Here is a 23,604-nt window from a genome sequence, read left to right as displayed (position 1 = left end):
ATCAAAAAGGTAGTTTTTCAGAATATTTTGGAATTAGTGTTTGAAAGCCCTGCTGTAGCGTTTGCAGTATTTTTTTTCCTGATCGGTTAACTATTTTCCTTCCATCAATTTCATGTACAGGCGTAAGTTCGCCCATCGTGCCGGTGGCAAATACTTCATCGGCTGTGTAAAACTCGGTGAGGGAAAGGTTACGCTCCTCAACCGTAATGCCTGAGGTGTGGCATAGTTCTAAAACTAATCCACGGGTTATGCCGTGCAGGCAGGCATCGGCAAACGGAGTATACACCTGCCCGGCTTTTACCATGAATAAATTGGTATCGTTCAACTCGGCAACAAAGCCGTTATGGTCGAGCATGATGGCCGCATCGGCACCGGCAACATTGGCCTGTATTTTAGCGAGTATATTATTCAGCAGGTTGTTGTGATGGATTTTTGAATCCAGGAATTGTGGATTGTTCCTTCGCTGTGAAGAGGTGATAACCCGAATGCCCTGGTCGTTATTATAGACTAACGGTTTCCATTCGGCCAGTACAATCAGGCAACAGCCTTTGGTATTTAGCCGCGGATCCATACCAGACGTTACCTTTTCTCCACGGGTAAGCGTTAACCGGATGTGGGCTTCATCGCGCATGCCGTTGGCTTGCAGGGTTTCAAAAATTGCTTTTTTTATTTCATTACGGGATGGAACGTTGGCAAACGCAAGCGTATGTGCCGAAGCTTCCAACCGATCGAGGTGTTTGTCGAGACAAAAAATACCTCCATTATAAACCCGTAAACCTTCCCATACTGCGTCACCACCTTGTACCGAACTATCAAACACCGAAACTTTAGCCTCTTCGCGCGGCAGTAATTTGCCACCTACATGAATTTTAATATTGGCATTTTTAGGGTTATACGATTGAAGCATACTCCTTTAAAAAAATGTGACAGAAAAAATTAAAGAGATCTAACGGTTATTGTCTTTGGGGGAGAAAGACAGAAATAACGTAAATCAGGGTCTCAGGGCAAAAGGTAGTAATTTTTCGTAATACTTTTTTGCCTCCAAGTATAAAGTTGTCAAATGTTCTGGTAATGGTCGTTCGCTGGTCGGTTGCTTTTCAAAACCGGTTGATTTATGAACATTGGCATACCAATAGGGTGCCCATACACCATCGTAAGGTTTAGGGCCTGCCGCCCACGTTAACATGGAACGCTCAAAGGGGATTTTAAGGTTGTGACAAAGATTGGTTAATACGGCTTCGGGGTTTTCAAGCAAGAGTCCTGAATCCAGCACCAGCGGATTTTGCCCCAAAGCCTTGAGTCTTTCAAAGAGGTTGTACTGGTATTCAATGCCTATATCGCGCATGACCGGCAGATCAATAACCTGTGCATAACTGGCAATAATTTGTTTTGGGTTGCGAATCAGAAAAATGTTTTCACAGTGTTCAAACGGAAAACTTTCCAATACTTCAAGGTGATGCGCCATGTTTTTTATGAAAAAGACTGGTTTGTTATGTACCCCGAAAAGGTCTTTCAATACATCTTCTTCGTTATGAGGTTGCTCTTTTAACACTTCTTCCCGCCCTGGGTGAACGATACCCGTTTTGATAAAATACACAGCATAAAAAGGCTCATCCACAACTTCTGTGTCGGTGCGATGGGCAAAAGAGTACATCAATGCAGTTGAAATGTTGCGTGGGCTGGAAATAATATTAAGTGTTTTCAATGGGCTAACTTTTTAAGTTTTAGGTAGCATTATTTTTTTATCAAGGGCTTCCTGATCGCTGCTGGCCGTTTTGACAACAAAGGCCAGGATGACCAGGAGCATGCCCAGTACTGTGGCATCGTTGGTAATGAAGGGTTGGTTCATCAGATCAGCATTTTGAGTTATAATTCTTTCTTCACCACCAACAGGAAGTAATTCTTATCCATTTCAAGATAGCCTTGTTCGTAACAGTAATAATAAAGGGCACCTTCCTTAGTTTTATACTGGCTGGTAAAGTAGCCAAAATCAAATCCTTTTTCATTAAGTTTTTCACGGCTTACCCGTGTTTTGCCGGTAGGGTTAAGTGCCATTAGTATGCGTCTGTTTTTGCGTAAAATGTTGTTCACGTTGCGCACATAATTGGTCTCATCGCTATTGAGTTTATTGTTATAACTGATGCGGCACTGGTCGGAACAGAATTTTTTATCCGCCCGGCCTTTAATTTTTTCGCCACACTCCAAACAAACCTTTTCCTCTGTTTTAGCCATAATTTGAGTGTTTTTCCATTTTTCTTGATCCGTTTATAAACGTTTACAAACGAATATAACCGAAAGTAAGCGATTATCATACGAGTTCGGTTTTTTTCTCCCCACACCTTTGCATCGTCAATCGACATTAACCGGTTGGTAGTCATGCTGAGCCTATCGAAGCGTGATATAGATGTGTATGTTAAACCAATAAATAATACAGTTATGAAAAGTTTGAGAAACAGCGTGCAGTTGATCGGTCGTTTAGGCAAAGACCCCGAAGTGAAAGAGTTTGGCGACAAGAAGAAGGCTACCTTCTCCATCGCTACTTCCGATTCGTACAAGAATGCAAAGGGTGAGAAAGTAGAAGATACCCAATGGCACAATGTAGTGATTTGGGGAAACCTGGCCGGTATTGCTGAAAAGTACCTGAAAAAAGGACAGGAAGTTTGCATTGAAGGCAGGTTGGTGCACCGTGATTACGAAACCGATAAGGGTGAGAAGCGCTACATTACCGAGATTAATGTGAATGAGCTATTAATGCTTGGTGGTAAGCAAGAGTAATGGGTTGGTTATGTTGACAGTGGAAGCCCGGTTCAGAAATGGCCGGGCTTTTTGTCATTGCGGGCTTGACCCGCGATCTCTTTAATAGCAAAAATCGTTTTTGACAAGTTTGATCCTAAGATTTGATTTGATAAAATTCTGTAATTGCGGCTATTGTTCTGCGGCCGCGATGACAATCGCTATCGTCATCCTATAACAACTAACGCGAGATTGAGTCGGCTTGATTTACAACTCGGCAATCGAAATATTCATCGGTATTCCTTTCCTTCCTTTTTCATACAGTACCCGGTCGGCATGGCGGCCCAGGTCAAGCTTTCTGAATGCTTCAGCTGAGATTCCAGCCTGTTCAGCATAAAGTTCATAATACGCAGCCTGGATTTCATCCAGCGCATAGATGTATGCACGATGGGTAGTTCCCCGGTCGGCCTTCAGTGACACTACCGCTTTTTCAGGATTATCAGAACGGGTTACATCTCGCCCGTTATTTAACACAAAGATTTTAATCTCTTCGCGCAGCCCATCCAATTCCGTTCTCACTTCTCCATTTACCAGAAACCGGTTGGCAGCGTTTACCTGTACGGTAAATAAATTTCGCTTGTGTACAGGTGCTGCCAGAACATTATTGGGTTGTGGCAAAACAAGGGCTAATCCTATATGGTTGGTGATCTGGGTAGTCATCAGAAAAAAAGTCAGCATCAAAAAGGCAATGTCGGCCATGGAACCCGTTTGGAGTTCGGGCCGCGTATGGGTGTAAGGATGGCTCATATAATTTATTTATCATAGAAGCAAAAGCCATTCATTAAGTCACCTTTCCGTATGTCAAATTTTAACATTGCCGATTCATTAAATTCGTATTTCATGATACGTAAATCGTAATTTGCAGCAATGAGTTTTGTCTATCCTGCTTTTCTGTGGGCATTAACCGCCCTTTCTATTCCGGTTATCATCCATCTCTTTAACTTCAGGAAGACTCAAAAAATTTATTTCTCCAGTACGCGCTTTTTACGGCAGGTGCAGGAAGCCACTTCGGCCAAGCGCAAACTCAAGCACTATCTTATTTTGGCCTCCAGGCTATTGTTCCTGTTGTTTCTGATTTTAGCTTTTGCCCAACCCTTTATACCGGCTACCGAACAGGTTGGCGCAAGGCAGAACATTATTATATACCTGGATAATTCATTAAGCATGTCGGTTCCGGTAGGCGAAAAAACCAGGGCACTGGATGATGGCATTGCCATGGCCAACCAGATTGTTGACATATTTCCTCAGGAAACCCGGTTTCAATTACTTACCAATGATTTTGCTCCGTTTTCCAACACGTATAAAACCAAAGCTGAGGCAGTTGACTTGCTTGCGCAGATTCGCTTATCGCCAGTAACCAGAACGTTTAAGGAAGTAAAGGATCGAATTGATAATACCAAGCGAACCCTAACCCAGGATGAAATTTTTTGGATATCAGATTTTCAGCAGTCCACCACCGGAACAATTTCATCATCTATGCTCGATAGTGCCCAGCGGTTGCACCTCATTCCGTTAACCTTTGAACCACTCGCAAATATATTTGTCGACACAGCCTACCTGGAGAATCCTTTTGTTGTCGGGGGCGAAAAAAATACGCTGACGGTTAAACTTCGAAACGATGGAACAAAGGCAATTGATCAGCTTTTGGTAAAACTTACCGTGAACGGCATTCAAACTGGAACCAGTTCGGTAAGTATTGCTGCACAAGGCAGCGTGTCAACTTCATTTGATATTGTTTCATCCCATCGTGGTAACAGCAAAGCCGTTATAAGTTTTAACGACTACCCGGTTAGTTTCGACAACGAATTTTACCTGGCCTTTAATTTTTCTGAAAAAGTTAAGATCGTTGAAATTAAAGGTACCTCAGGAAAATCGGCTGTTGAAAAAGTATACGGCAATACCGAAGTGTTTGCGTTTCGTTCATTTGATGTAAGAAATATCAACTATGCAGCCCTGCAGGAGACTGATCTGGTAGTACTGAACAGCCTGGACGTTGTGGATGTGGCCTTGATGGCTTCGCTCCGTAATTATATTTCGGGTGGCGGTGCCTTATTGGTTATACCTTCTGCAAGCCCCGATGTAGTTTCCTATAAAAACCTGTTGTCCATTCCTGTATTAACATCCGTTAATGAACTGCAACCTTCTGAACTTGAAAATCCGGATTTTACTAACCCCTTTTTCGAAAATGTTTTTGAGGAGCGCTCTAACCGGTTGGTATTGCCCAAAGCCAGACGGGTAATGGATTGGGGTAATGATCGATTGGCTGTGTTGAGGTTTAAGAACGAAAAACCTTTCCTGTCGCAGTTTAACCAGGGCGGGAAAATATTTTTGCTGGCCTCTCCGTTACAACCTGAATTTTCTGACCTGAGTAATAACTTTTTGTTTCTACCGGTCATGTATCGCATCGCCACATCAGCCAAAAGGGCCGACTGGAAACCTTATTATAGTTTGAGCGAAACGCTGATTACGTTACGGGTAGACAGCTTACCGGGCGAACAACAACTTCGGTTGGCGGGCCAGCAGGAAATCATACCGTTTCAACGAAAACTGGCAGACCGGGTAATGCTGGAACTGCCACGGTTTTCCATGCAAACCGGTTTCTATCATGCGGTGGCAGGCCGTGATACCGTTGGGCTACTTGCATTTAACCTGAACAGCGGTGAATCATTACTCAAACAATGGAAGGGTGAAGAAGTAAGGCAGCAATTGGGCGGCACAGAAAACATCACGGTTTTTGAATCTGCTTCAGCCGATACTTTCAGTAACGAAATAAAAGCAAGATATTTGGGGAAACCATTATGGAAGTATGCCTTGGTTGTGGCGCTTTTCTTCCTGTTGGTAGAGATTCTACTGATCCGCTTTCTAAAATAAGGGTTAATGAAAATACTTATCCAGGCTGCCAAAATCCTCGATCCGAACTCCCCCTTTCATAAAAAAGTCAAAAACATACTCCTCAATAATGGCCGCATCATTGAAATCGGGGAAAAAAACTACCAGGCCGATAAGGTAATTAAGGCCGAAGGCATGTTGCTTTCGCCCGGTTGGTTCGACCTGGGAACATTCGTTGGCGACCCGGGCCTGGAACATAAGGAAGATCTGGAGTCGGTTTCCAAAGCGGCTGCGGCAGGAGGATTTACCGAAATTGCCGTGCTGCCTAACACCTCGCCCTGCATCCAAACCAAAAATGATGTAAAGTACCTGACTAAAAATAACGATAGCCGGTTAGTACAAATCCATGCCTTGGCCTCGGTTACCCGCGACAATAAAGGTGAAGAATTAACGGAGATGATCGACCTGCACGAGGCCGGTGCTGTTGCCTTTACCGATGGCCTTAAAACAATCTGGCATACCGATATTTTTCTCAAGTCGCTTCAATACCTGCAAAAGTTTAAAGGCGTACTCATTGATCATCCGGAGGATATCTGGCTGAACATGTTCGGGCAAATGCATGAGGGTATTCAGAGTACGATGTTGGGACTAAAAGGAATGCCAAGGATTGCTGAGGAAGTAGCGGTTCATCGCAACCTGGATTTGCTCCACTATGCCGAAGGAAGATTACACATGTCCCGACTTTCATCAGTCCGGTCGATAAACCTGATCCGCAGCGCGAAAAAGAAATTACCCGTTACGTGCGACATTGCAGCGTATCAACCCTTACTGGATGATAGTATGCTGGCCGGCTTTGATACCAATTATAAAGTAAATCCCCCCTTGCGGGAGAAGCGCGACAACGATGCGTTGATTAAGGGATTGAATGATGGTACCATTGATGTGATTTGTTCAGGCCATGTGCCGCACGATGAAGAAAGCAAAAACCTGGAGTTTGATCATGCCGACCCGGGCATTATTAACCTGCAGACGTTTGCCGCTAATTTAACAGCACTCTCCAAACATGTAGATTGGCCTACGCTACTTGAAAAAGTAACATTGGCGCCACGGAAAGTTCTTGATTTGGAATCACCAGTGATTGATGCAGAAGCAAAAGCCAATCTGACCTTGCTTGATCCTACCCGTACCTGGGTGTATGACGAAAAATCAAATATGAGCAAAGCCAAAAATTCACCGTGGCTGGGGCAAACCCTAACCGGCAAAGCGGTGGCTGTTTTTAATAACACGAAGCACTGGATCGATAACTCGATATGAAGAAACCATCACCGCTTTTAACCATCGGTTTACGTTATGGTGCCCTTGCAGCCGTACTTTCCATTGGCTTGAATATTATGATGTACTACCTGGGCAGGCACCCGGTAATGATTTCACCCTTCCTCGATTTCAGGGTATTTCTGTATGGCGTGTTCATTTTTTTCAGCCTGAAAGAATACAGGGATTTTCAAAATGCCGGAGTGTTACATTTTTTTCAAGGTATGCTGGGCAGTTTTGTGGTGGTGGCTACCGCTGCGGTTTTAGGGTCGCTACTTTATCGCATTTTCGGGGCCTTCGAGCCAAACTTTGTTTCTGACTATGTTCAGTTAGCCGCTGACTACATCCGTTCTTTTCCGGAGGAGGATTTAGCAAGGATTGGAGGAAAAGAAGAAGTTGAGCGTAATTTAGCTGGACTTCCTTCTACTAATATGGCGCAACTCGCATTCTTGTATTTGGCACAAAGCTTTGGGATCGGGTTGTTTATAAGCATAATTCTATCCGTTATTTTAAGAAAACAACCCAAACCCGAGTAATTATGGAAAATGAAGTGCAAAGTCAGCAATTAAACTGGTTAAAAGATGCAGCCAAGAATGGACTGATTCTTGGCTCAATACATATTGTTATAATGCTTTTATTGTATGCTGTAATGCCAAGCAAACTAACCGGTTTCTCCTATTTGTTATGTATACTGGTTTTGAATTTTGGCTTTTGTATCTATTACGGCATTCAATGGCGCAATCATATAGGCGGATTTTTGGACTATGGAGGAGCCTTTAAGTACGCATTTGTATTGCTGTTTGTGAACGGAGTTATCGGATTAATTTTTTCAGGTTTATTTTTAGTGATTGATCCTTCCTATCCTGAGGTAATGGCGGAATCACAATTAAATACTTCCATCTATTGGGCTGAGAAATTTGGTGCACCAGAAGATGCAATTGATCAAATGAAGGAACAATTCGATCCGGAATCGATAACCAAACGATATACATTTACTGGTCTACTAACGGGTCTTGGAATAGGGGTAATCCTATATGCAATTGGTGCTTTAATAATGGCTATCTTTATACGCAAGAACCAGCCGGAAATGATCTAAATGAATAGCACTGATATATCCGTAGTTATTCCCGTATTCAACGAAGAAGAATCGCTTCAGGAATTAAGTGATTGGATTAGCCGTGTGATGAAAGCGCACGGCTATTCTTTTGAAGTGTTGTTTGTGGATGATGGCAGTACAGACAACTCCTGGAAAAAAATCCAGTCCATAAGCACATCCAATCCCAACTTTAAAGGTATAAAGTTCAATCGCAATTATGGTAAGTCAGCAGCCTTGCAAACCGCTTTCAGGGCTGCGCAAGGCGAAGTGGTTATTACTATGGATGCCGACCTTCAGGATAGTCCGGATGAGATACCTGAACTGTATGCTATGATCAAACAACAGGGGTATCACCTGGTATCGGGCTGGAAGAAAAAACGCAACGACCCGTTCACCAAAACAGTACCGTCAAAATTTTTCAATTTCGTTACCCGAAAAATTTCCGGCATAAAAATCCACGACTTTAACTGCGGCCTGAAGGCGTATGATAAAGCCGTGGTGAAAAATATTTCTGTTTATGGCGAAATGCACCGCTATATACCGCTTATTGCCAAGTGGGCAGGCTTTACAAAAATCGGAGAGAAGGTAGTTGAACACCGTGAGCGCAAATATGGCTATTCCAAGTTTGGGTTTGAGCGTTTTGTGCGTGGCTTCCTTGATTTGTTAACAATAACATTCGTGGGTCGCTTTGCCATGCGGCCTATGCATTTCTTCGGCACCCTGGGCACACTATCCTTCCTTGCAGGTTTCCTTTTTACGGTTAAGATTTTATGGGATAAAATCGACTCCGTTTATTTTTCGCAAATCCCGCTGAAGCGTGACGTAACCCAGCAACCCATTTTCTTTTTGGCCTTGGTAGCGTTGGTTATTGGTGTGCAGCTTTTTGTTACGGGTTTTTTGGCTGAACTAATTACACGACAGTCACTTTCCAAAAAGAATTACCTCGTTATTGATAAAGTAGGTATTGATGAATTGCCCGAGGGATCAAAAATGAAGTTGGCGGCAAATGCGTGAGCGCCACACTCAAACTTTCATCTTTTCGTAAGTGGCTTTTTTGGTGCGCACATCCTCACCGAAAAATTCCACATAGTCAACTTTGGGCCACCATCCATCTTCGGAAACCTGCACAAAAATTTTCTTTAGCCGTGAGGCTTTGCCACTGATATCCATAATGGCTGTGGCCTGTCCGTTTTGATCTAACAATACTTCGGCTTGTCGCGTTTTGGAAGCCACAAAGTGCATGGTGTATTTTCCCGGGCCGGCCGGTATGCATTTTATCCCATAGGCAAAATTCCGTTCCAACATGTTAAGGTCGCGCTTTTGCCCTTTTTCGGCATAGCGTAACCAGTATACGGATACTGGATTTTTAGGGTCGATGGTTTTATCGCCCAACAGGTTTACCTCATACAGTACCGTGTTGCTGTTTACGCTCCGGTGAATGTAGAAGAGGCTTTTATGCGTTAGAGGCGGAACGGGAAACTCGTGATCGAACGCAGGGGAGGTTGGCAAGATCAACAAAACCAATGGCAATAATGTGAATAACCTCATAAGAAATACTAATGAAAGCTTTTTTGAGAAGAGTTCAAACCGAAGAACGGAAAGGTTTACAAATTGTTTCTATCTCTTTTAAAGTACGGCTGATATAATTAGACAGCCGTTTTATTGCTGGGATTTATTTCAGTGTACTCAGACAGCGCCTTGGCCAATCTTTGGACTGGCATGGGCAAGCGCGGATTGGGCACAGCGCTGGATGAGTGCACGGGGCCATGCGGCCCTGGAGCATAATTGTTTAAGTATGTTTGTGGGTTATTAGTTTAAAATATATTTGGAGATGAAACAAACCCTGGCCCATATTGCACTGGTGGTGGATGATTATGATCACGCTATTGAATTCTACACCCGAAAGCTCAATTTCCGGTTGTTGGAAGACACCACGCTGAGCGAAACAAAGCGTTGGGTACGGATAGCGCCACCGGGTTCGGATGGATGCTGCTTGTTGCTGGCTAAGGCTGCCAATGACGAGCAACGTAGCCGCATCGGTAATCAAACCGGTGGGCGGGTATTTTTATTTTTACACACCGATGATTTTCAGCGGGATTTTGAGAATTTGAAAAGGCATAACATTGCCATTGTTCGGGGCCCGGTAGTGGAAAACTATGGAACAGTTGCGGTATTTGCCGACTTATATGGGAATCTTTGGGATTTGATTCAGCCAACGCCTAGCATGTAGACCAACTGTGAAAAAGCTTTCTTCCATTTTGAAAATTGCCCTGTTGTTGACGTTGGTTTATCTGCTTGTCGCTTTTGGATTTTATTTTTTCCAGGAACGTTTTGTTTTTCAGGCTGAGAAATTGCCGGATGATTATGTTTTTCAATTTGAAGACGCATTTGAAGAATATTTTATTCCCGTTCGCGAATCCGCTGCCCTTAATGCGTTGTTGTTTAAAACAAACCAACCGGCTAAAGGGTTCATCCTTTATTTTCACGGTAATGCCGATAACCTGCAGCGGTGGGGAAAGTATGCGGGCGACCTTACACGCTTTGGATATGATGTTTTAATGGTGGATTATCGGGGCTATGGCAAAAGCAGTGGCGAACCTTCAGAAAATGTGCTTTATCAAGATGCTCAAACTGTACTTGAATGGAGCCGGCAGAACGTTCAATACAACCGGTTGATTCTTTACGGGCGCTCATTGGGCGCAGCGGTGGCATCAAAACTGGCCACTACCAACGAAGCCGATTACCTTATCCTGGAAACCCCGTTCGATGAAATTAACAGTGTTGCGCATCCGGCTTTTAAACCTGTAACCCAGTTGCTTTCTAAAAGAATGATCCTGTCAAATAAGGATCATTTGCAACACGTGAACTGTGGCGTACTGATTATACATGGTACAGATGATTGGGTTGTACCGTTGGAGTCGGCTATAAAACTTAAAGCCTTTCTAAAGCCCGGTGATGAATTTGTAATTATCGAAGGAGGAGGGCATAAGAACCTGAACGAGTTTGCTGAGTACCACAGGGCTATAGCAACTGTGCTTGATTAATTTAATTGGCCACATCACCACTAAAGCACAAAATTGATTGATAATTGGTAACTTAGACCAACTATGGTCACAATCCTTACTGTACTGATTGTTATTTATCTCGGCATCTGCATTTCATTTTACTTTTTTCAGCATTACGGATTTTTTCGGCCTGAAATTCTATCCTCGGCATTTCAATATAAATATCCTTTTCCGTTTGAGGAACTGGATTTTGATATGGAAGATGGCGGACGGATTAACGCGATCTATTTTAAGGTGCCGAATTCCCGTGGTGTCGTGTACTACTTAAAAGGAAATTCAAAAAGCCTTAAAGGTTGGGGAAAATTTGCTAAGGATTTTTTAAGTAACGGTTACGACTTTTTTATGATGGACTACCGCGGGTTTGGGAAAAGCCGAGGTAAGCGAAGCCAAACGCGTGTGTTTAACGATGCCCAGTACATGTATAAATGGTTAAGTGAATCCTATCCGGAAAACAAGATTGTTTTGTATGGCCGTTCGTGGGGCAGCGGTGTGGCGGCCCGCATTGCTTCGTGGAATAAACCGGCCATGCTTATACTTGATTCACCCTATTTTAGCTTTTACTACAACGTAAACCGGTACTTATTTTTTATTCCCTTGCGGTGGTTGTTGAAATACGACATCCGCACCGATCAGTACCTCAAAACAGTGACTTGCCCAGTACACATTATTCATGGTACGCACGACAGGCTGATATCATATTCGCAAAGTATTAAATTGAAAAATCTCTATCCGGATAAGATTACGTTGCACAGTATTGAGGGTGCGCGTCATAATAACCTGCCGGAGTATCCTGAATTTTTTGATAAGCTCTACCATATCCTGTATGTAAAACCTGTGTCAACCTGATGGGTGCATGACAATAATTACGAAAAGAACATCCAGTAATTTTCAACGGGTATTTGATATTGTATTGTATCAACAACAAAAATACCCGAATGCGAATGCACTGAATTATTATACCGGTGCAACGTGGCATGGCTATTCCATCCACGAGGTTCAAAAAAAATCAGAAGCCATCGCATGTTGGTTCATTGAACAAGGTCACCAGCCCGGTGATAAAATTATTTTTGTTCCGGTAACAGGCAGTGCCGATTGGATAATACTGGACTTGGCCTGCCAGCAAGCCGGATTGATAGTGGTACCCGTTCATCCTACCGCCCATGCACCAGAAATTGAAGCGATCGTTCGTGAAACCGAGGCCCGTATGTGCATTACGGCTGATGCAACTTTATATGTTAAATTTCAGGAGGTAATCAAAAATTCCGGGAGTCAGGTGAGCTTTCATCATCTTCAGCCTGGTGAAAAGGGATTTTTTAAACCGATCACCTTAGCAAAAGGTGCGGATGAAGAATTGATAAAACTAAATTCTATCCGAAACACCATTACAGAAAATGATGTGCTTACAATTATGTACACCTCTGGGAGTTCCGGTGTACCTAAAGGTGTTATGCTTACGCATCATAATGTGGTGAGTAGTATCAAGTCTATTTTAACACTCCTGCCGCTTGAACCAAAACATCGGGTATTGAGCTTCCTTCCGTTTAGCCATATTTTTGAACGTGTGGCAACATATGCCTATATGGCATTTGGAGTTGCTATCTACTTCAGTCAGCATAAGGATACGTTTGCACATGATTTCAGAACTGTCCGACCACATTTCTGTACAAGCGTTCCGCGCGTTCTTGAAAAAATGTATGACTTTATGCTGGAGCAAACGTTGCAGCGCAATTGGCTGAAGCGAACAGTAATTCGTTGGGCCATGGAGACCGGCAAGTTGTACAGGCCAGGAACCTTAAAACCTATGTTGTTAATCAAGCTTGCCATCGCCCGCAGTTTGGTGCTTAGCCAATGGCGAAAAAAATTGGGCGGAAAAATTCGCTACATGGTAGTGGGGGCAGCTTCTTTACGGCCTGAAATCGGCAGGTTGTTCTCGGCAGCAGGAATTTTTGTGGCGGAAGGTTACGGCATGACGGAGACAGCACCATTTATTTCAGTCAACCGTTTTGAGCCCGGGTTAAACCGGTTTGGTACGGTGGGTATGGCCATACCCGGTGTGGAAATAAAAATTGATAACCCCAATGAGGAGGGAGAAGGAGAAATTTTAGTGAAGGGCAATAATGTGATGAAAGGATATTTTAAACGACCTGAGCTGAATACAGAAGTATTTACTCCGGAGGGTTGGTTTCGTACAGGCGATGTTGGTAAAATAGTGTATGAACGATTTCTTAAAATAACCGACCGGAAGAAAGATATTTTCAAGACTTCGGCTGGAAAATACATTGCCCCGCTGCCGTTGCAAAATCATTTCATGCAATCTTCGTTTATACAACGTTGCCTGATCATAGGGTTTCAACGACCGTATGTAACGGCATTGATTGTGCCCAACTTTGAATGGCTGGAGAAGTGGTGCGTGCAAGAGGGCATACACTGGACGGCCCCGGAGTTTATGGTTTACAATATCAAAGTCCGTGAAAAGTTTAAACAGGAGATTGCCTTGTTCAATGAAGAACTTCCCAATTTTGAACGGGTAAAGGATTTTGTGCTCTGCCACCAGGATTGGAGTGTTGAAACCGGTGAGCTTACTACAACATTAAAACCTGTGCGGCATTTACTCATGGATCATTACCAGAAGGAAATAGACAGGATGTACGAATAGGTTCTTTCCCCCGAAAAGTAGCTCACCTGATCGTTATCATCTTTTAAATTGAGTATAGTCATGGAATCAGGCTTAGCTACCCTGTAGTTTAACAACATGATGCCTGGGGCTATGCGCACACTGATAGTTTATATGACCCATCATGGTACCACGGAAAAAGTGGTTGAAAAACTGACTGAGTTATTGGGTAGGTCAACCACAGACGTTGTGAACCTGGAGCATGATTCCATTCCGGATTTAGCGTACTACAATACCCTTATACTTGGCGGATCAATTCATATCGGGCAAATTCAATTGGGTATAAAGCAATTTTGCAGGGATTATAAAGAGGGACTTCTGGGAAAGAAACTCGGCTTGTTTATTTGCTATATGAATAAAGAGCAGGGAAAGCAGGAATTTGAAAATGCTTTCCCTAAGGAGTTACGTGAACATGCACATGCTTCGGGCCTATTTGGTGGTGAGTTTCTTTTTGATAAAATGAATTTTGTTGAGCGGTTTATTGTGCGCATGGTCGCGAATGAAAGAAGATCAAGATCAGCGATTAATTATCCGGCTATTGCAAAATTTGCAGCTTCCTTTGTTGTATGATAAAGACCACGCGTATATTAATTATTTCACTCTTGTTGTTCAATGGCATATCGGCTTGCTTTGGCGGCTATAGGTTAATCAGCAAGCCCGATGGTTCAGGATTGGATATGCCTGTTTCATTTCTTGAGCACACCCCTTTTTCAAATTACCTGATTCCGGGTATTGTTCTTTTTGTTGCGAATGGATTGCTTAGCCTGGTAGTAGCATTTTTTGTAATAACCAAAGCGGTGCATTTACGTTAAACTGACCATGCTGCAGGGATTTGTTTTAACCGGTTGGATTATGGTGCAGATGATCATGCTGCAAACCGTAAACTATCTGCACATTATTTTAGGATCTGTTGGTGTATTACTTATTGTATCGGGATTGCTCCTTTCCCGAAGGAATATAATTACCTGATATTTTTTTAAGCGAATCTTAAGGAAGCATAAAGCTTTTTCTAAGTCGGTAATGCTTAGTTTTGTAAAATGCGTGTCCTTGTAATTGAAGATGAAAGCGGCATCACCAGTTTCCTTAAGCAGGGGCTGGAGGAAGAGGGGTATGAAGTTGATGTTGCCGTTGACGGTCAAACCGGACTCCAGCAAGCACTTTCTACTAACTATGATCTGCTATTGGTTGACTGGATGCTCCCGCAACTTACCGGTATTGAACTATGTAAAGCTTACCGCAAAGAGAATAAAGAAACGCCCATTATTTTTCTTACTGCCCGCGATACAGTTCAAGATGCTGTTTTTGGTTTACAGGCTGGAGCAAATGACTACATACGGAAACCTTTTCATTTCGAAGAATTGCTGGAGCGCATTAAAGTTCAGTTACGGCCTATAACAGAACATAAGGGTGTGTTTACACTTGGGCCGTTTTCATTGAATACAGAAACCCATCAGGTTTTTAAACACGCAGAAGAAATACTACTTACACAAAAAGAGTTTCAGTTGTTGGAATACCTGATACGCCATAAGGGAAAAGTTTGCCGGAGAAACAAAATCATGGATACCATTTGGGGGCTGGATGCCACCAGTGATAGCGGTGTGATTGACGTATTTATAAATGCGTTGCGAAAAAAATTGAAGATCCAGAAAGATGAAGAATATATTCAAACCATTCGCGGGGTAGGCTATATTGCCCGGGAGTCATGACGGTATCATTCAAAAACCGGATTGCGTTTTCGTACCTGGCGGCCACCGCTTTGCTGGTTGCCCTGGTGTTTGTTACCATATTTATGGTCATCCGGAATTTAGTGTACAGCGACCTGGAGAGTATATTATCCTACGAGGCGGTTAAGCACCAAAAGGAGATTATGATTGAAAGCGGAAGAATCCGCTTTATTAACCGGGCGGAAATGGAAGAACGTGAACACCGCGAAGTGGAAGTGAACCCGGTGTTTATTCAACTGGTGGATGCCCAGGGCATTGTACGCGACAAATCGCCCAACCTAAAAGAGAACTCGCTTGCGGTTCAACCCGATTTCAATAAACCGGTAGATTTGGATTACCTGCTTAACGGTAAGCGCATCCGGCAACGCCAGATTCCCGTTACCGATCAGGGTAAAACGGTGGGGTATATTGTTACCGCAATCTCATCTGAAAATGCCGAACAGCTATTGGGTACGTTGCAACGGTTGCTACTCGGTTTGTACCCTGTGGTGTTACTTGTATTATTTGGTACCACACGCTGGCTTGCGGGCCGAAGCATTGTGCCCGTCAAAACTATATTAGAAACAACCAACCGCATAACCGAGAGTAACCTGAATGAACGGATTTCCTTACCGGCACAAAAAGATGAATTATTTCATTTGACTAATTCAATTAACCAGTTGCTGGAAAGAATTGAAGCCGCCCTGGAGCGGGAAAAACAATTCACGGCCGATGCCTCGCATGAGTTGCGAACGCCACTGGCTGTTTTAAGGGGTACCTTGGAGGTGTTGATCCGCAAGCCACGAACCGCTGAGGAGTACATGCAGAAAGTGGAAGTAAGTATTCGTGAAATTGACCGCATGCACCATATTGTAGAACAATTGCTGTTGCTCGCCCGGTTTGATCATCCTTCTAAATCCCCTGCGTTGGTTGAGATTAATATTGACACCTTTATTGCAGATTTGATCCACCGCCAGCAGCATGCATGGTCATCGGTCGGGGTTGTGATTAAAACCGAGTGCCCTCCCGAACTTAAGGTTCAATCAGACCCCTATCTGTTGGATATTATTCTGGAAAACCTGATATCAAACGCAGTGAAGTATTCATCCCAAGGAAAAGAAGTAATCGTTCGTGCAACAACTGTTCCGGTGGTACAAATTTCAGTGAGCGATCAGGGTGTGGGTATTGATCGTAAGGATCACGAAAAAATCTTTCAACCATTTTACCGATCTGATGCACTTCTTCATAAGTCAATAAAAGGCATTGGCCTTGGATTATCCCTTGTGCAAAAAGCATGTGCCCAATTGGCTATCAAACTTACAGTAGAAAGTGAACTTAATAAAGGCTCAACGTTTACCCTTCATTTTCCGGAATAACCTAATACTTAAACGATATAGACACTGCAAAGAAAACGCGAATACTTTGCGTCATTGCGCCTTTGCGATAAGATAAATTTTGGCGCTACACGAGGCATACAAAAATTATTGACTTTAATCAAACACATCAGTATAGTTTCCTAAGCAAATCTTAAGAAAACGTTAAGGGCACTTTAAGGGGTGCAGTCCTACCTTCACGCAACAAATTTTTTGTGTGGAAAAGATCATAGCCTTCAGCATCCGGAATAAACTCATCATCTTTTTGTTTACGGCCATTATGATGGGTTTTGGTGTGTACTCCTTGTTCAATATCCCCATCGGTGCAGTGCCGGATATAACCAACAACCAGGTTCAGGTAATTACGGTCTCGCGTAACCTCGCCACCGAGGAAATCGAGCAGTTCATCACCTATCCTATCGAACTGGAAATGGCGAACCTTCCGGGTGTGCATGAAATCCGTTCGATCTCAAAATTTGGCCTCTCTGTTGTTACCATTGTGTTTGATGATGACATCGGCACGTTTCTCCCGCGACAGCTGATAGCAGAAAAGATAAAATCTGCAGAGGAGAAAATACCCGCTGGTTTTGGTAGCCCGATGATGGGGCCCATTTCAACCGGGTTGGGTGAAATTTATCAATACACGCTTGATGTGAAACCCGAGCATGCAAACAAGTATACCCTTACCGATTTAAGAACGATGCAGGATTGGGTTGTAAAGCGTCAGCTCTCCGGAATCTCCGGTGTGGTAGAAATCAATACGTGGGGTGGTTTTTTAAAGGAATATGAAGTGGCGGTAAACCCAGAACGTTTGCGCGCTATGAATCTATCAGTAGCTGAAGTTTATAAAGCCCTGCAAACCAATAACAGTGCGGCCGGTGGCGGGTACATTGAGAAGACGAATGAAAGTTACTTTATACGGGGTGAGGGTTTGGTTGGTTCACTCAATGATGTGGAAAGAATTGTAGTGGATGTTCGGAATGGTATACCAGTTTTGGTTAAAGATATTGCCACAGTGGGCTTTGGCCATGCCGTTCGCTTTGGTTCCATTACCGGAAATGGAGAAGGTGAAAAGGTATTGGGGCAGATTATGATGTTGAAGGATGCCAACTCAGGAAAAGTAATAGAAGAAGTTAAAAAGCGTGTCGCAGTCATCCAAAAAACATTACCCGAAGGAGTATTTATAAACCCCATTGTTGACCGCAGTGAATTGATTGGCCGGACTACATTTACTGTAGCTGAAAACTTAATTCTCGGCTGCTTAATCGTTGTGTTTGTTGTGGTGTTGTTGTTGGGAAATTTCCGTTCGGGTTTAGTGGTGGCATCGGTTATCCCGCTTTCGTTGCTGTTCGCGCTCAGCCTGATGTACCTGTTTGGTGTAGATGCCAACCTGATGAGCCTTGGGGCTATTGACTTTGGGATTATCATAGACGGAGCTGTAATCATTGTAGAGTTTATAGCTTTTCAGATCACAGCACAACAAGCTACTATGCAGCAACTTTCCGGGGGCGAGTTGCAAAACTTTAAAGATAAAGTTACTGTTGGAGGTACAACCAAAATGATGCAGTCGGCTTTGTTTGGGCAATTAATAATTTTAATTGTTTTCATACCTATTTTGTCGCTATCGGGTGTGGAAGGAAAGATGTTTAAGCCGATGGCACTTACCTTTTCATTTGCTTTGGTGGGCGCTATCATTCTCTGCTTTACCTACGTTCCTGTGGTGTCAGCGCTTTTTTTAAAACCCGCACCTGAAAACAAAAGAAATATTTCCAGGCGTTTGATGGATTGGATCGAGCGCATGCACGAGCCTACTATGGTGTGGGCACTTCATCATCGAAAAATTGTGCTCGGAAGTGCGGCAATTCTCCTGTTAAGTGCCGTGCTGTTATTCAGCCGTATGGGTGGTGAGTTTGTGCCCACCCTTGATGAAGGGGATTTTGTAATACAGCCCGTACTAAAAACCGGAACAACCTTAAGCAAAACCATCGAAACGATTACCGAGATAGAAAAAATCCTTCTTCAGTTTCCTGAAGTGGACCAGGTGGTAAGCCGTATTGGTGCGGCTGAAATTCCTACCGATCCGATGTCGATGGAAGAGAGTGATGTGATCATCAAGCTTAAACCGCGAAAGGAATGGGTAACGGCATCGGATAAAGATGAATTGGCTGATAAGTTTAAAGAGGCCCTCAGCATTTTACCGGGTATTGAATATGAATTTACGCAGCCTATTGAGATGCGCTTTAATGAGTTGATCACGGGTGTTCGCGCTGACCTTGCCGTGAAAATATTCGGTGAAGACATGGATATACTCAGTAAGAAAGCTTTTGAAATTGAAAAACTAATTCGCCCGGTGGAGGGTGCAGCGGATATTATCGTAGAGAAAGTAACAGGGTTACCGCAGATGAGTGTGGTTTACGACAGGTCGAAAATTGCACGGTATGGATTAAATATAACTGAGCTTAATACGCTAGTTTCCGCAGGCTTTGCCGGGTTAGCAGCTGGAAGTGTTTTTGAGGGTGAAAAACGGTTTGACCTTGTTATCCGGTTTGAGAAACAATCACGATCCGACATTGAAAACCTCCGCAACATGTATGTAGCGCTACCTACCGGGGGACAGATTCCCTTGCGCGAACTCGCAGAAATAAGTTATTCGAAAGGGCCAGCGAAGATTTCGCGTGATAATACCAGGCGAAGAATTGTTATCGGTATTAATGTGCGTGGTCGCGACCTCGAGTCGGTAGTGAAAGATGTGCAAACACGTATTGAAGCCAATGTAAAACTACCCGCGGGCTATTCTATTACCTATGGCGGACAGTTTGAGAATCTCAGAAGCGCCAAACAGCGCTTACTGGTAGCCGTACCGGTTGCCCTGGTGTTAATATTCTTTCTGTTATACTTCGCTTTTAACTCTGTACGCGATGCTTTAATGATTTACAGCGCCATACCCCTTGCTGCAGTAGGGGGTGTAGTATTCTTATGGATCCGCGATATGCCTTTTAGTATTTCGGCCGGAGTAGGTTTTATTGCGCTTTTCGGTATCGCGGTGTTAAATGGTATTGTATTGATTGAACATTTTAAAGAACTCAAAGCTGATGGTTTACACGATATGAAAGCCCGCATAATAAAAGGAACAAAAGAAAGATTGCGCCCTGTACTACTTACCGCATCGGCTGCTGCGTTGGGTTTTTTACCCATGGCGGTGTCTACCAATGCTGGTGCAGAAGTTCAGCGTCCCCTGGCCACGGTGGTTATTGGCGGTTTGGTTTCGGCAACGGTGCTTACCCTGGTGGTGTTGCCGGTTTTGTATTCCATTTTCGATACCGATAGAAGTGTAAAGAAGCAAGTGCCATCCGCCTTTGTGTTGATACTATTTATTCTCATTTCACCCTTTATAAGTTCTGCACAACAACCCAGGACGGTTACGTTGAAAGAAGCTATTGATTTGGCCGTGAAGAATAATGCCGGGTTAAAGTCTTCTTATTATTCCGTGGAGCAAACCCGCTCATTGGCCAAAACATCGTTTGATGCCCCTCGACCGGTGGTTTACTTCAGTCGTGATGAAAACAACCTGCCCCCGGTAGGTGATGCGCTGAATGTTTGGGGGATTCAGCAAAATTTCAGGTTTCCAACGGTTTATGTGAAGCAACGACAAGCGTTTGATGGTGCAACACGTATGCAGGAGCAACAATATGCTATGGATAGTCGCAAACTGGCGCAGGAAGTATCCAAATCCTATATCACCATTCTTTACTGGCAAAACCTGGTTAAGCGCTATTTGTTCCTGGACAGTATCTACACAGATTTTTCGCGTGCCGCTGAAAAAAGGTTTGCCGTTGGCGAAACAAATTACCTGGAAAAATTAACGGCAGAAACAAAAAAGCGGGAAGCCCAGCTTCAGGTAAAACAAACCCAGGCATCTATTCAGGCAGCGTATGCAGAATTAGCCCGATGGCTCCAGGTGAATGAGGAGATCAGGGTGGTGAATAGTGAGCTGTTAAAAATCGAGTTGGAGCCAATTAATCTTAGCGCGCATCCGGGTATGTTATATTTTGAGCAATCGAAACAAACAGCAACGCTGACGAATCAATTGGAGAAGAGTAAATGGTTACCCGATATACACGTAGCTTATTTCCAGGGAAGGAATCAGGCCGAAGATAATAAGTTATATCCCGGTGTACAGGTTGGCCTGGCCATGCCTTTATGGTTTGGTGTGCAACGGGCAAGTGTAAATGCTTCACAAATGCAGGTAGAAAGGGTGAGTCAACAAGCTGAAGATTTCCGGTTTGCCCTTACTTCACGCCATGCTCAATTACAACGCGAGTTGGATAAATACCGCGAGGCACTGGATTTTTATGACACAACCGGAAGAAGATTGGTGGAGGAGACAATTAACACTGCCCAGCGATCATTTTTTAGTGGAGAGTTGAATTTTTTACAATATGTACAGGCCATGGATCAGGCAGTTGTTATTGAGATGAATTACCTGTTAAGCCTTTACCATTATAACATTACAGTAATTGAATTAAACTATTTGATGTATTGAGTTATGCATAGGAATAAAGCAAATGATAGCAAGGACTTTTGGTTGTCAAATCAAACAGGAGTAGTGTTTGCCATAGTAATCGGTTTACTATCGGCTTGTGGTGGTTCAAGCCCTTCTGATACGATCGATATTACCGAAAATCCCCACCTTAATTCCATTACGCTTACCCGCGAACAATTTGAAACCTCAGGCATGAAACTGGGTGCATTAGAGCAAAAAAGCTTTGCCCGAAAAATAAAAGCTAATGGTTTTATTGATGTGCCGCCCGAGCGTAAAGCATCCGTAAGTGTGAAATTAGGTGGCTTCGTAAAAGGCTTTACCATTCTGCCGGGTGAAAAGATAGCACAGGGTGCGGTTTTGTTTACGATGGAGAACCCGGACTTTATTCAATTGCAGCAAGATTACCTGGAAGCCAGGGCGCAACTCAGTTATCTTAAATCAGATTACGAACGCCAAAAAAGCCTTGCTGATGATAACATTGCATCCCAGAAGAATTTTCTCAAGGCTGAGTCTGACTATAAGGTTATGCAGGCTAAATACAGCGGGCTTAAGGAGCGGTTGAAGCTATTGAATATCAACACTGCCCAATTGGAAGAGGGTATTATCGAATCAACAGTTAAGGTATTTGCGCCTATTGGCGGATATATTTCAAAGGTGAATATTACGCGAGGTGCATTTGTTAGCCCCGATGATGTGGCCGTGGAAATTGTAAATACTGAACACATGCATGTTGAACTGCAAGTTTTTGAAAAGGACATTGTGGATATACGGAAAGGACAACCCATAACTTTCATTTTACGTGGAGCAACCACCAAGCCCTACAAAGGTGAAGTTTACCTGGTAGGACAAACCATCGAAAGCGATACACGCACCGTTAATATTCACGGCCATATTGAAGACGAGGATCAATTGACTAATGTTCTGCCCGGCATGTATGTAGAGGCATCCATTGATGTGGCCACTGACTTGCGAACGGTGTTGCCGAGCGAGGCTGTAGTATCACAAGATGATAAATATTTTGTGCTGGTAAGTGTTGGAAAAAATAAAGATGATTTTGCATTTAAAAAGCAGCAAGTTACCATTGGTGAGTTTAATAATGAGTGGACGGAAATCATCAATTTTGCTGATTTTAAAGCCGATGATGTTTTCCTGGTAAAAGGAGCATTCAACTTAATTGTTGAATAGTTGGCATTACACCAATCTCCTCGGTCTGTGTACCACAGACCGCAAGTGTAACTATGATTTGGTTCGTGAGGACACGAACCGCTGAGAATGGAGTTTTAGAAACGGAGGCAAATACACACACATTGGTATTACACCAACTTCTGCTGCTTAATTCTTTCTTTGATGTAGGCCTTAAACTCTGGCGGACCAAGAACAGAAATTTCATCCGCCAGGCCCATCACAAATCGCCCTACGCCTTTAAAGTGTAAAACCGGGCCATTGAAGATATAGCTTTTAATTTCATCACCTTCTTCCTTTTCAAGATAGGGTTGGGATAACGGGAATTCTTCACGCATCAATACAAAGGCTCGCAAACTTAACCGTAACGATACCCAGATTTCTTTTCGGCCACTAATGCCAAAAATATCGGTGGATGATTTTTTGTGAAGTTTGGAAAACTTGTAAGGTTTGTCCAGGATAACGACTTCACCAATCCGTTCAAGTTTGAAATATTTGCATTGCTTATCTTTTGTATCCAGTGCCAACACCGACTGAAACCCTTCACCAAACTGGAAAGGCTCAACTAACCTGTCGGTTATTTCCTGGCTGTTGGCCGAATGGTAATTTTTGAGCACCACCTGACTTTTTTGATTCACCGCATCGGAAAGTGTGCGAAACATTTTCGCTACACGAAGTTTCAAAAATTGTTCGGGCACATCTTTAGCTTCCGAATGAAAGGCCAGCTTTTTTAGCAAGGTTCCGCGCAACGGATGCCCGCTGGCCCCGCTTTGGATGAGTTGTCGTAAAATACTCACCTCTTCAAGGGTAAAACGATCCTCCGGGCTTTCACCTTCTTCGCGGTGAACAAAATACCGCCCATGAAAATCCTGGTCGATGATGAAACCAATTTCTTCCAGCAATTTAAAGTAACGGTAAATTGTCCGGCTGGTGGTATCCAATTGCTGTGCCAATTGATCAATGGTCCGTCCTCCTCCTTTTAACAGCCCGATGAGTTGAAAAACGCGTAAAATTTTGGCCTGAGGAATCATGTAT

23 protein-coding genes are annotated in these 23,604 nt (G+C 43.4%); 17 read left to right on the top strand and 6 right to left on the bottom strand.

What is annotated here, in order from left to right:
* Position 1: 1 nt before the first annotated feature.
* The 3 genes from KIT51_14705 to KIT51_14695 all read right to left on the bottom strand — a co-directional run bounded on the left by KIT51_14705 (position 2) and on the right by KIT51_14695 (position 2,232).
* The gene (locus KIT51_14705) at positions 2 to 907 is read right to left on the bottom strand and encodes an aminotransferase class IV (protein UYN86105.1); all 906 of its coding nucleotides are present in this window, start codon (positions 905 to 907) and stop codon (positions 2 to 4) included.
* 84 nt (positions 908 to 991) lie between these two features.
* Positions 992 to 1,705: a sulfotransferase family protein gene (locus KIT51_14700; protein UYN86104.1), complete on the bottom strand. Its 714-nt coding sequence runs from the start codon at positions 1,703 to 1,705 to the stop codon at positions 992 to 994.
* A gap of 161 nt (positions 1,706 to 1,866) precedes the next feature.
* Positions 1,867 to 2,232 carry a hypothetical protein gene (locus tag KIT51_14695; GenBank protein UYN86103.1) on the bottom strand — a complete coding sequence of 122 codons (366 nt, stop codon included), beginning with the start codon at positions 2,230 to 2,232 and terminating at the stop codon, positions 1,867 to 1,869.
* A gap of 204 nt (positions 2,233 to 2,436) precedes the next feature.
* On the opposite strand from KIT51_14695, the gene KIT51_14690 reads away from it, so the two are divergent.
* On the top strand, positions 2,437 to 2,775 hold the full coding sequence (locus tag KIT51_14690) for a single-stranded DNA-binding protein (protein ID UYN86102.1): 339 nt from the start codon (positions 2,437 to 2,439) through the stop codon (positions 2,773 to 2,775).
* Between the two features lie 225 nt (positions 2,776 to 3,000).
* Here KIT51_14690 and KIT51_14685 read toward each other — a convergent pair whose 3' ends face one another.
* Positions 3,001 to 3,540: a biopolymer transporter ExbD gene (locus KIT51_14685; GenBank protein UYN86101.1), complete on the bottom strand. Its 540-nt coding sequence runs from the start codon at positions 3,538 to 3,540 to the stop codon at positions 3,001 to 3,003.
* A gap of 120 nt (positions 3,541 to 3,660) precedes the next feature.
* On the opposite strand from KIT51_14685, the gene KIT51_14680 reads away from it, so the two are divergent.
* Genes KIT51_14680 through KIT51_14660 form a run of 5 tightly spaced genes read left to right on the top strand, consistent with a single transcriptional unit; the run spans position 3,661 to position 9,043 of the window.
* Positions 3,661 to 5,664, top strand: a complete 2,004-nt coding sequence (locus KIT51_14680; protein UYN86100.1) for a BatA domain-containing protein — start codon at positions 3,661 to 3,663, stop codon at positions 5,662 to 5,664.
* Positions 5,665 to 5,670: 6 nt separating this feature from the next.
* On the top strand, positions 5,671 to 6,936 hold the full coding sequence (gene pyrC / locus KIT51_14675; GenBank protein UYN86099.1) for a dihydroorotase: 1,266 nt from the start codon (positions 5,671 to 5,673) through the stop codon (positions 6,934 to 6,936).
* Positions 6,933 to 7,469, top strand: coding sequence for a DUF4199 domain-containing protein (locus KIT51_14670; GenBank protein ID UYN86098.1), 537 nt, complete (start codon positions 6,933 to 6,935; stop codon positions 7,467 to 7,469). The genes pyrC and KIT51_14670 overlap by 4 nt, the downstream gene beginning before the upstream one ends.
* Before the next feature lie 2 nt (positions 7,470 to 7,471).
* Entirely contained in the window at positions 7,472 to 8,029 is a 558-nt protein-coding gene (locus KIT51_14665; protein ID UYN86097.1) for a DUF4199 domain-containing protein, read from the top strand.
* Positions 8,030 to 9,043: a glycosyltransferase family 2 protein gene (locus KIT51_14660; GenBank protein ID UYN86096.1), complete on the top strand. Its 1,014-nt coding sequence runs from the start codon at positions 8,030 to 8,032 to the stop codon at positions 9,041 to 9,043. It abuts the gene before it with no gap.
* 9 nt (positions 9,044 to 9,052) lie between these two features.
* On the opposite strand, the gene KIT51_14655 is transcribed toward KIT51_14660, so the two are convergent.
* Positions 9,053 to 9,577, bottom strand: a complete 525-nt coding sequence (locus KIT51_14655; protein UYN86095.1) for a DUF4833 domain-containing protein — start codon at positions 9,575 to 9,577, stop codon at positions 9,053 to 9,055.
* A 283-nt stretch (positions 9,578 to 9,860) separates the two neighbouring features.
* Between KIT51_14655 and KIT51_14650 the strand changes: the two genes are divergently transcribed.
* From KIT51_14650 to KIT51_14600, 11 genes are all read left to right on the top strand, one after another.
* A complete protein-coding gene (locus tag KIT51_14650; GenBank protein UYN86094.1) occupies positions 9,861 to 10,259 on the top strand; it encodes a VOC family protein in 399 nt (132 codons plus the stop codon).
* Between the two features lie 7 nt (positions 10,260 to 10,266).
* Positions 10,267 to 11,073 carry an alpha/beta fold hydrolase gene (locus KIT51_14645; protein ID UYN86093.1) on the top strand — a complete coding sequence of 269 codons (807 nt, stop codon included), beginning with the start codon at positions 10,267 to 10,269 and terminating at the stop codon, positions 11,071 to 11,073.
* 63 nt (positions 11,074 to 11,136) lie between these two features.
* Entirely contained in the window at positions 11,137 to 11,940 is an 804-nt protein-coding gene (locus KIT51_14640; protein ID UYN86092.1) for an alpha/beta fold hydrolase, read from the top strand.
* Between the two features lie 7 nt (positions 11,941 to 11,947).
* Complete coding sequence (locus KIT51_14635) at positions 11,948 to 13,750, top strand: long-chain fatty acid--CoA ligase (GenBank protein UYN86091.1); 1,803 nt, start codon at positions 11,948 to 11,950, stop codon at positions 13,748 to 13,750.
* Between the two features lie 111 nt (positions 13,751 to 13,861).
* Entirely contained in the window at positions 13,862 to 14,338 is a 477-nt protein-coding gene (locus KIT51_14630) for a hypothetical protein (GenBank protein ID UYN86090.1), read from the top strand.
* The gene (locus KIT51_14625) at positions 14,335 to 14,580 is read left to right on the top strand and encodes a hypothetical protein (protein UYN86089.1); all 246 of its coding nucleotides are present in this window, start codon (positions 14,335 to 14,337) and stop codon (positions 14,578 to 14,580) included. Before KIT51_14630 ends, KIT51_14625 begins: the two co-directional genes overlap by 4 nt.
* Positions 14,581 to 14,587: 7 nt before the next feature.
* Entirely contained in the window at positions 14,588 to 14,737 is a 150-nt protein-coding gene (locus KIT51_14620) for a hypothetical protein (protein ID UYN86088.1), read from the top strand.
* A gap of 68 nt (positions 14,738 to 14,805) precedes the next feature.
* Positions 14,806 to 15,474: a response regulator transcription factor gene (locus KIT51_14615; protein UYN86087.1), complete on the top strand. Its 669-nt coding sequence runs from the start codon at positions 14,806 to 14,808 to the stop codon at positions 15,472 to 15,474.
* Positions 15,471 to 16,847 (top strand): HAMP domain-containing histidine kinase, encoded by a 1,377-nt coding sequence (locus KIT51_14610; protein UYN86086.1) that lies wholly within the window; start codon positions 15,471 to 15,473, stop codon positions 16,845 to 16,847. Before KIT51_14615 ends, KIT51_14610 begins: the two co-directional genes overlap by 4 nt.
* 214 nt (positions 16,848 to 17,061) lie before the next feature.
* The gene (locus KIT51_14605; protein ID UYN86085.1) at positions 17,062 to 21,387 is read left to right on the top strand and encodes a CusA/CzcA family heavy metal efflux RND transporter; all 4,326 of its coding nucleotides are present in this window, start codon (positions 17,062 to 17,064) and stop codon (positions 21,385 to 21,387) included.
* 3 nt (positions 21,388 to 21,390) lie between these two features.
* A complete protein-coding gene (locus KIT51_14600) occupies positions 21,391 to 22,572 on the top strand; it encodes an efflux RND transporter periplasmic adaptor subunit (GenBank protein UYN86084.1) in 1,182 nt (393 codons plus the stop codon).
* A gap of 128 nt (positions 22,573 to 22,700) precedes the next feature.
* Here the strand turns inward: KIT51_14600 and KIT51_14595 are convergent, their stop codons facing one another.
* Positions 22,701 to 23,600, bottom strand: a complete 900-nt coding sequence (locus KIT51_14595; protein ID UYN86083.1) for a WYL domain-containing protein — start codon at positions 23,598 to 23,600, stop codon at positions 22,701 to 22,703.
* Between the last annotated feature and the right edge of the window lie 4 nt (positions 23,601 to 23,604).

It is taken from the genome of Cyclobacteriaceae bacterium, assembly GCA_025808415.1.
In the GTDB taxonomy this organism is placed as follows: Bacteria; Bacteroidota; Bacteroidia; order Cytophagales; family Cyclobacteriaceae; genus UBA2336.
Note: the sequence above shows the minus strand (reverse complement) of the source record. Positions and strands in the feature narration are given on the sequence as shown.

Coding starts and splice junctions, on each gene's coding strand:
- pyrC (UYN86099.1), top strand. CDS start 5,671: ATGAAAATACTTATCCAGGCTGCCAAAATCCTCGATCCGAACTCCCCC.
- KIT51_14665 (UYN86097.1), top strand. CDS start 7,472: ATGGAAAATGAAGTGCAAAGTCAGCAATTAAACTGGTTAAAAGATGCA.
- KIT51_14620 (UYN86088.1), top strand. CDS start 14,588: ATGCTGCAGGGATTTGTTTTAACCGGTTGGATTATGGTGCAGATGATC.
- KIT51_14685 (UYN86101.1), bottom strand. CDS start 3,540: ATGAGCCATCCTTACACCCATACGCGGCCCGAACTCCAAACGGGTTCC.
- KIT51_14660 (UYN86096.1), top strand. CDS start 8,030: ATGAATAGCACTGATATATCCGTAGTTATTCCCGTATTCAACGAAGAA.
- KIT51_14690 (UYN86102.1), top strand. CDS start 2,437: ATGAAAAGTTTGAGAAACAGCGTGCAGTTGATCGGTCGTTTAGGCAAA.
- KIT51_14705 (UYN86105.1), bottom strand. CDS start 907: ATGCTTCAATCGTATAACCCTAAAAATGCCAATATTAAAATTCATGTA.
- KIT51_14595 (UYN86083.1), bottom strand. CDS start 23,600: ATGATTCCTCAGGCCAAAATTTTACGCGTTTTTCAACTCATCGGGCTG.
- KIT51_14695 (UYN86103.1), bottom strand. CDS start 2,232: ATGGCTAAAACAGAGGAAAAGGTTTGTTTGGAGTGTGGCGAAAAAATT.
- KIT51_14655 (UYN86095.1), bottom strand. CDS start 9,577: ATGAGGTTATTCACATTATTGCCATTGGTTTTGTTGATCTTGCCAACC.
- KIT51_14625 (UYN86089.1), top strand. CDS start 14,335: ATGATAAAGACCACGCGTATATTAATTATTTCACTCTTGTTGTTCAAT.
- KIT51_14635 (UYN86091.1), top strand. CDS start 11,948: ATGACAATAATTACGAAAAGAACATCCAGTAATTTTCAACGGGTATTT.
- KIT51_14640 (UYN86092.1), top strand. CDS start 11,137: ATGGTCACAATCCTTACTGTACTGATTGTTATTTATCTCGGCATCTGC.
- KIT51_14630 (UYN86090.1), top strand. CDS start 13,862: ATGCGCACACTGATAGTTTATATGACCCATCATGGTACCACGGAAAAA.
- KIT51_14670 (UYN86098.1), top strand. CDS start 6,933: ATGAAGAAACCATCACCGCTTTTAACCATCGGTTTACGTTATGGTGCC.
- KIT51_14680 (UYN86100.1), top strand. CDS start 3,661: ATGAGTTTTGTCTATCCTGCTTTTCTGTGGGCATTAACCGCCCTTTCT.
- KIT51_14610 (UYN86086.1), top strand. CDS start 15,471: ATGACGGTATCATTCAAAAACCGGATTGCGTTTTCGTACCTGGCGGCC.
- KIT51_14650 (UYN86094.1), top strand. CDS start 9,861: ATGAAACAAACCCTGGCCCATATTGCACTGGTGGTGGATGATTATGAT.
- KIT51_14615 (UYN86087.1), top strand. CDS start 14,806: ATGCGTGTCCTTGTAATTGAAGATGAAAGCGGCATCACCAGTTTCCTT.
- KIT51_14600 (UYN86084.1), top strand. CDS start 21,391: ATGCATAGGAATAAAGCAAATGATAGCAAGGACTTTTGGTTGTCAAAT.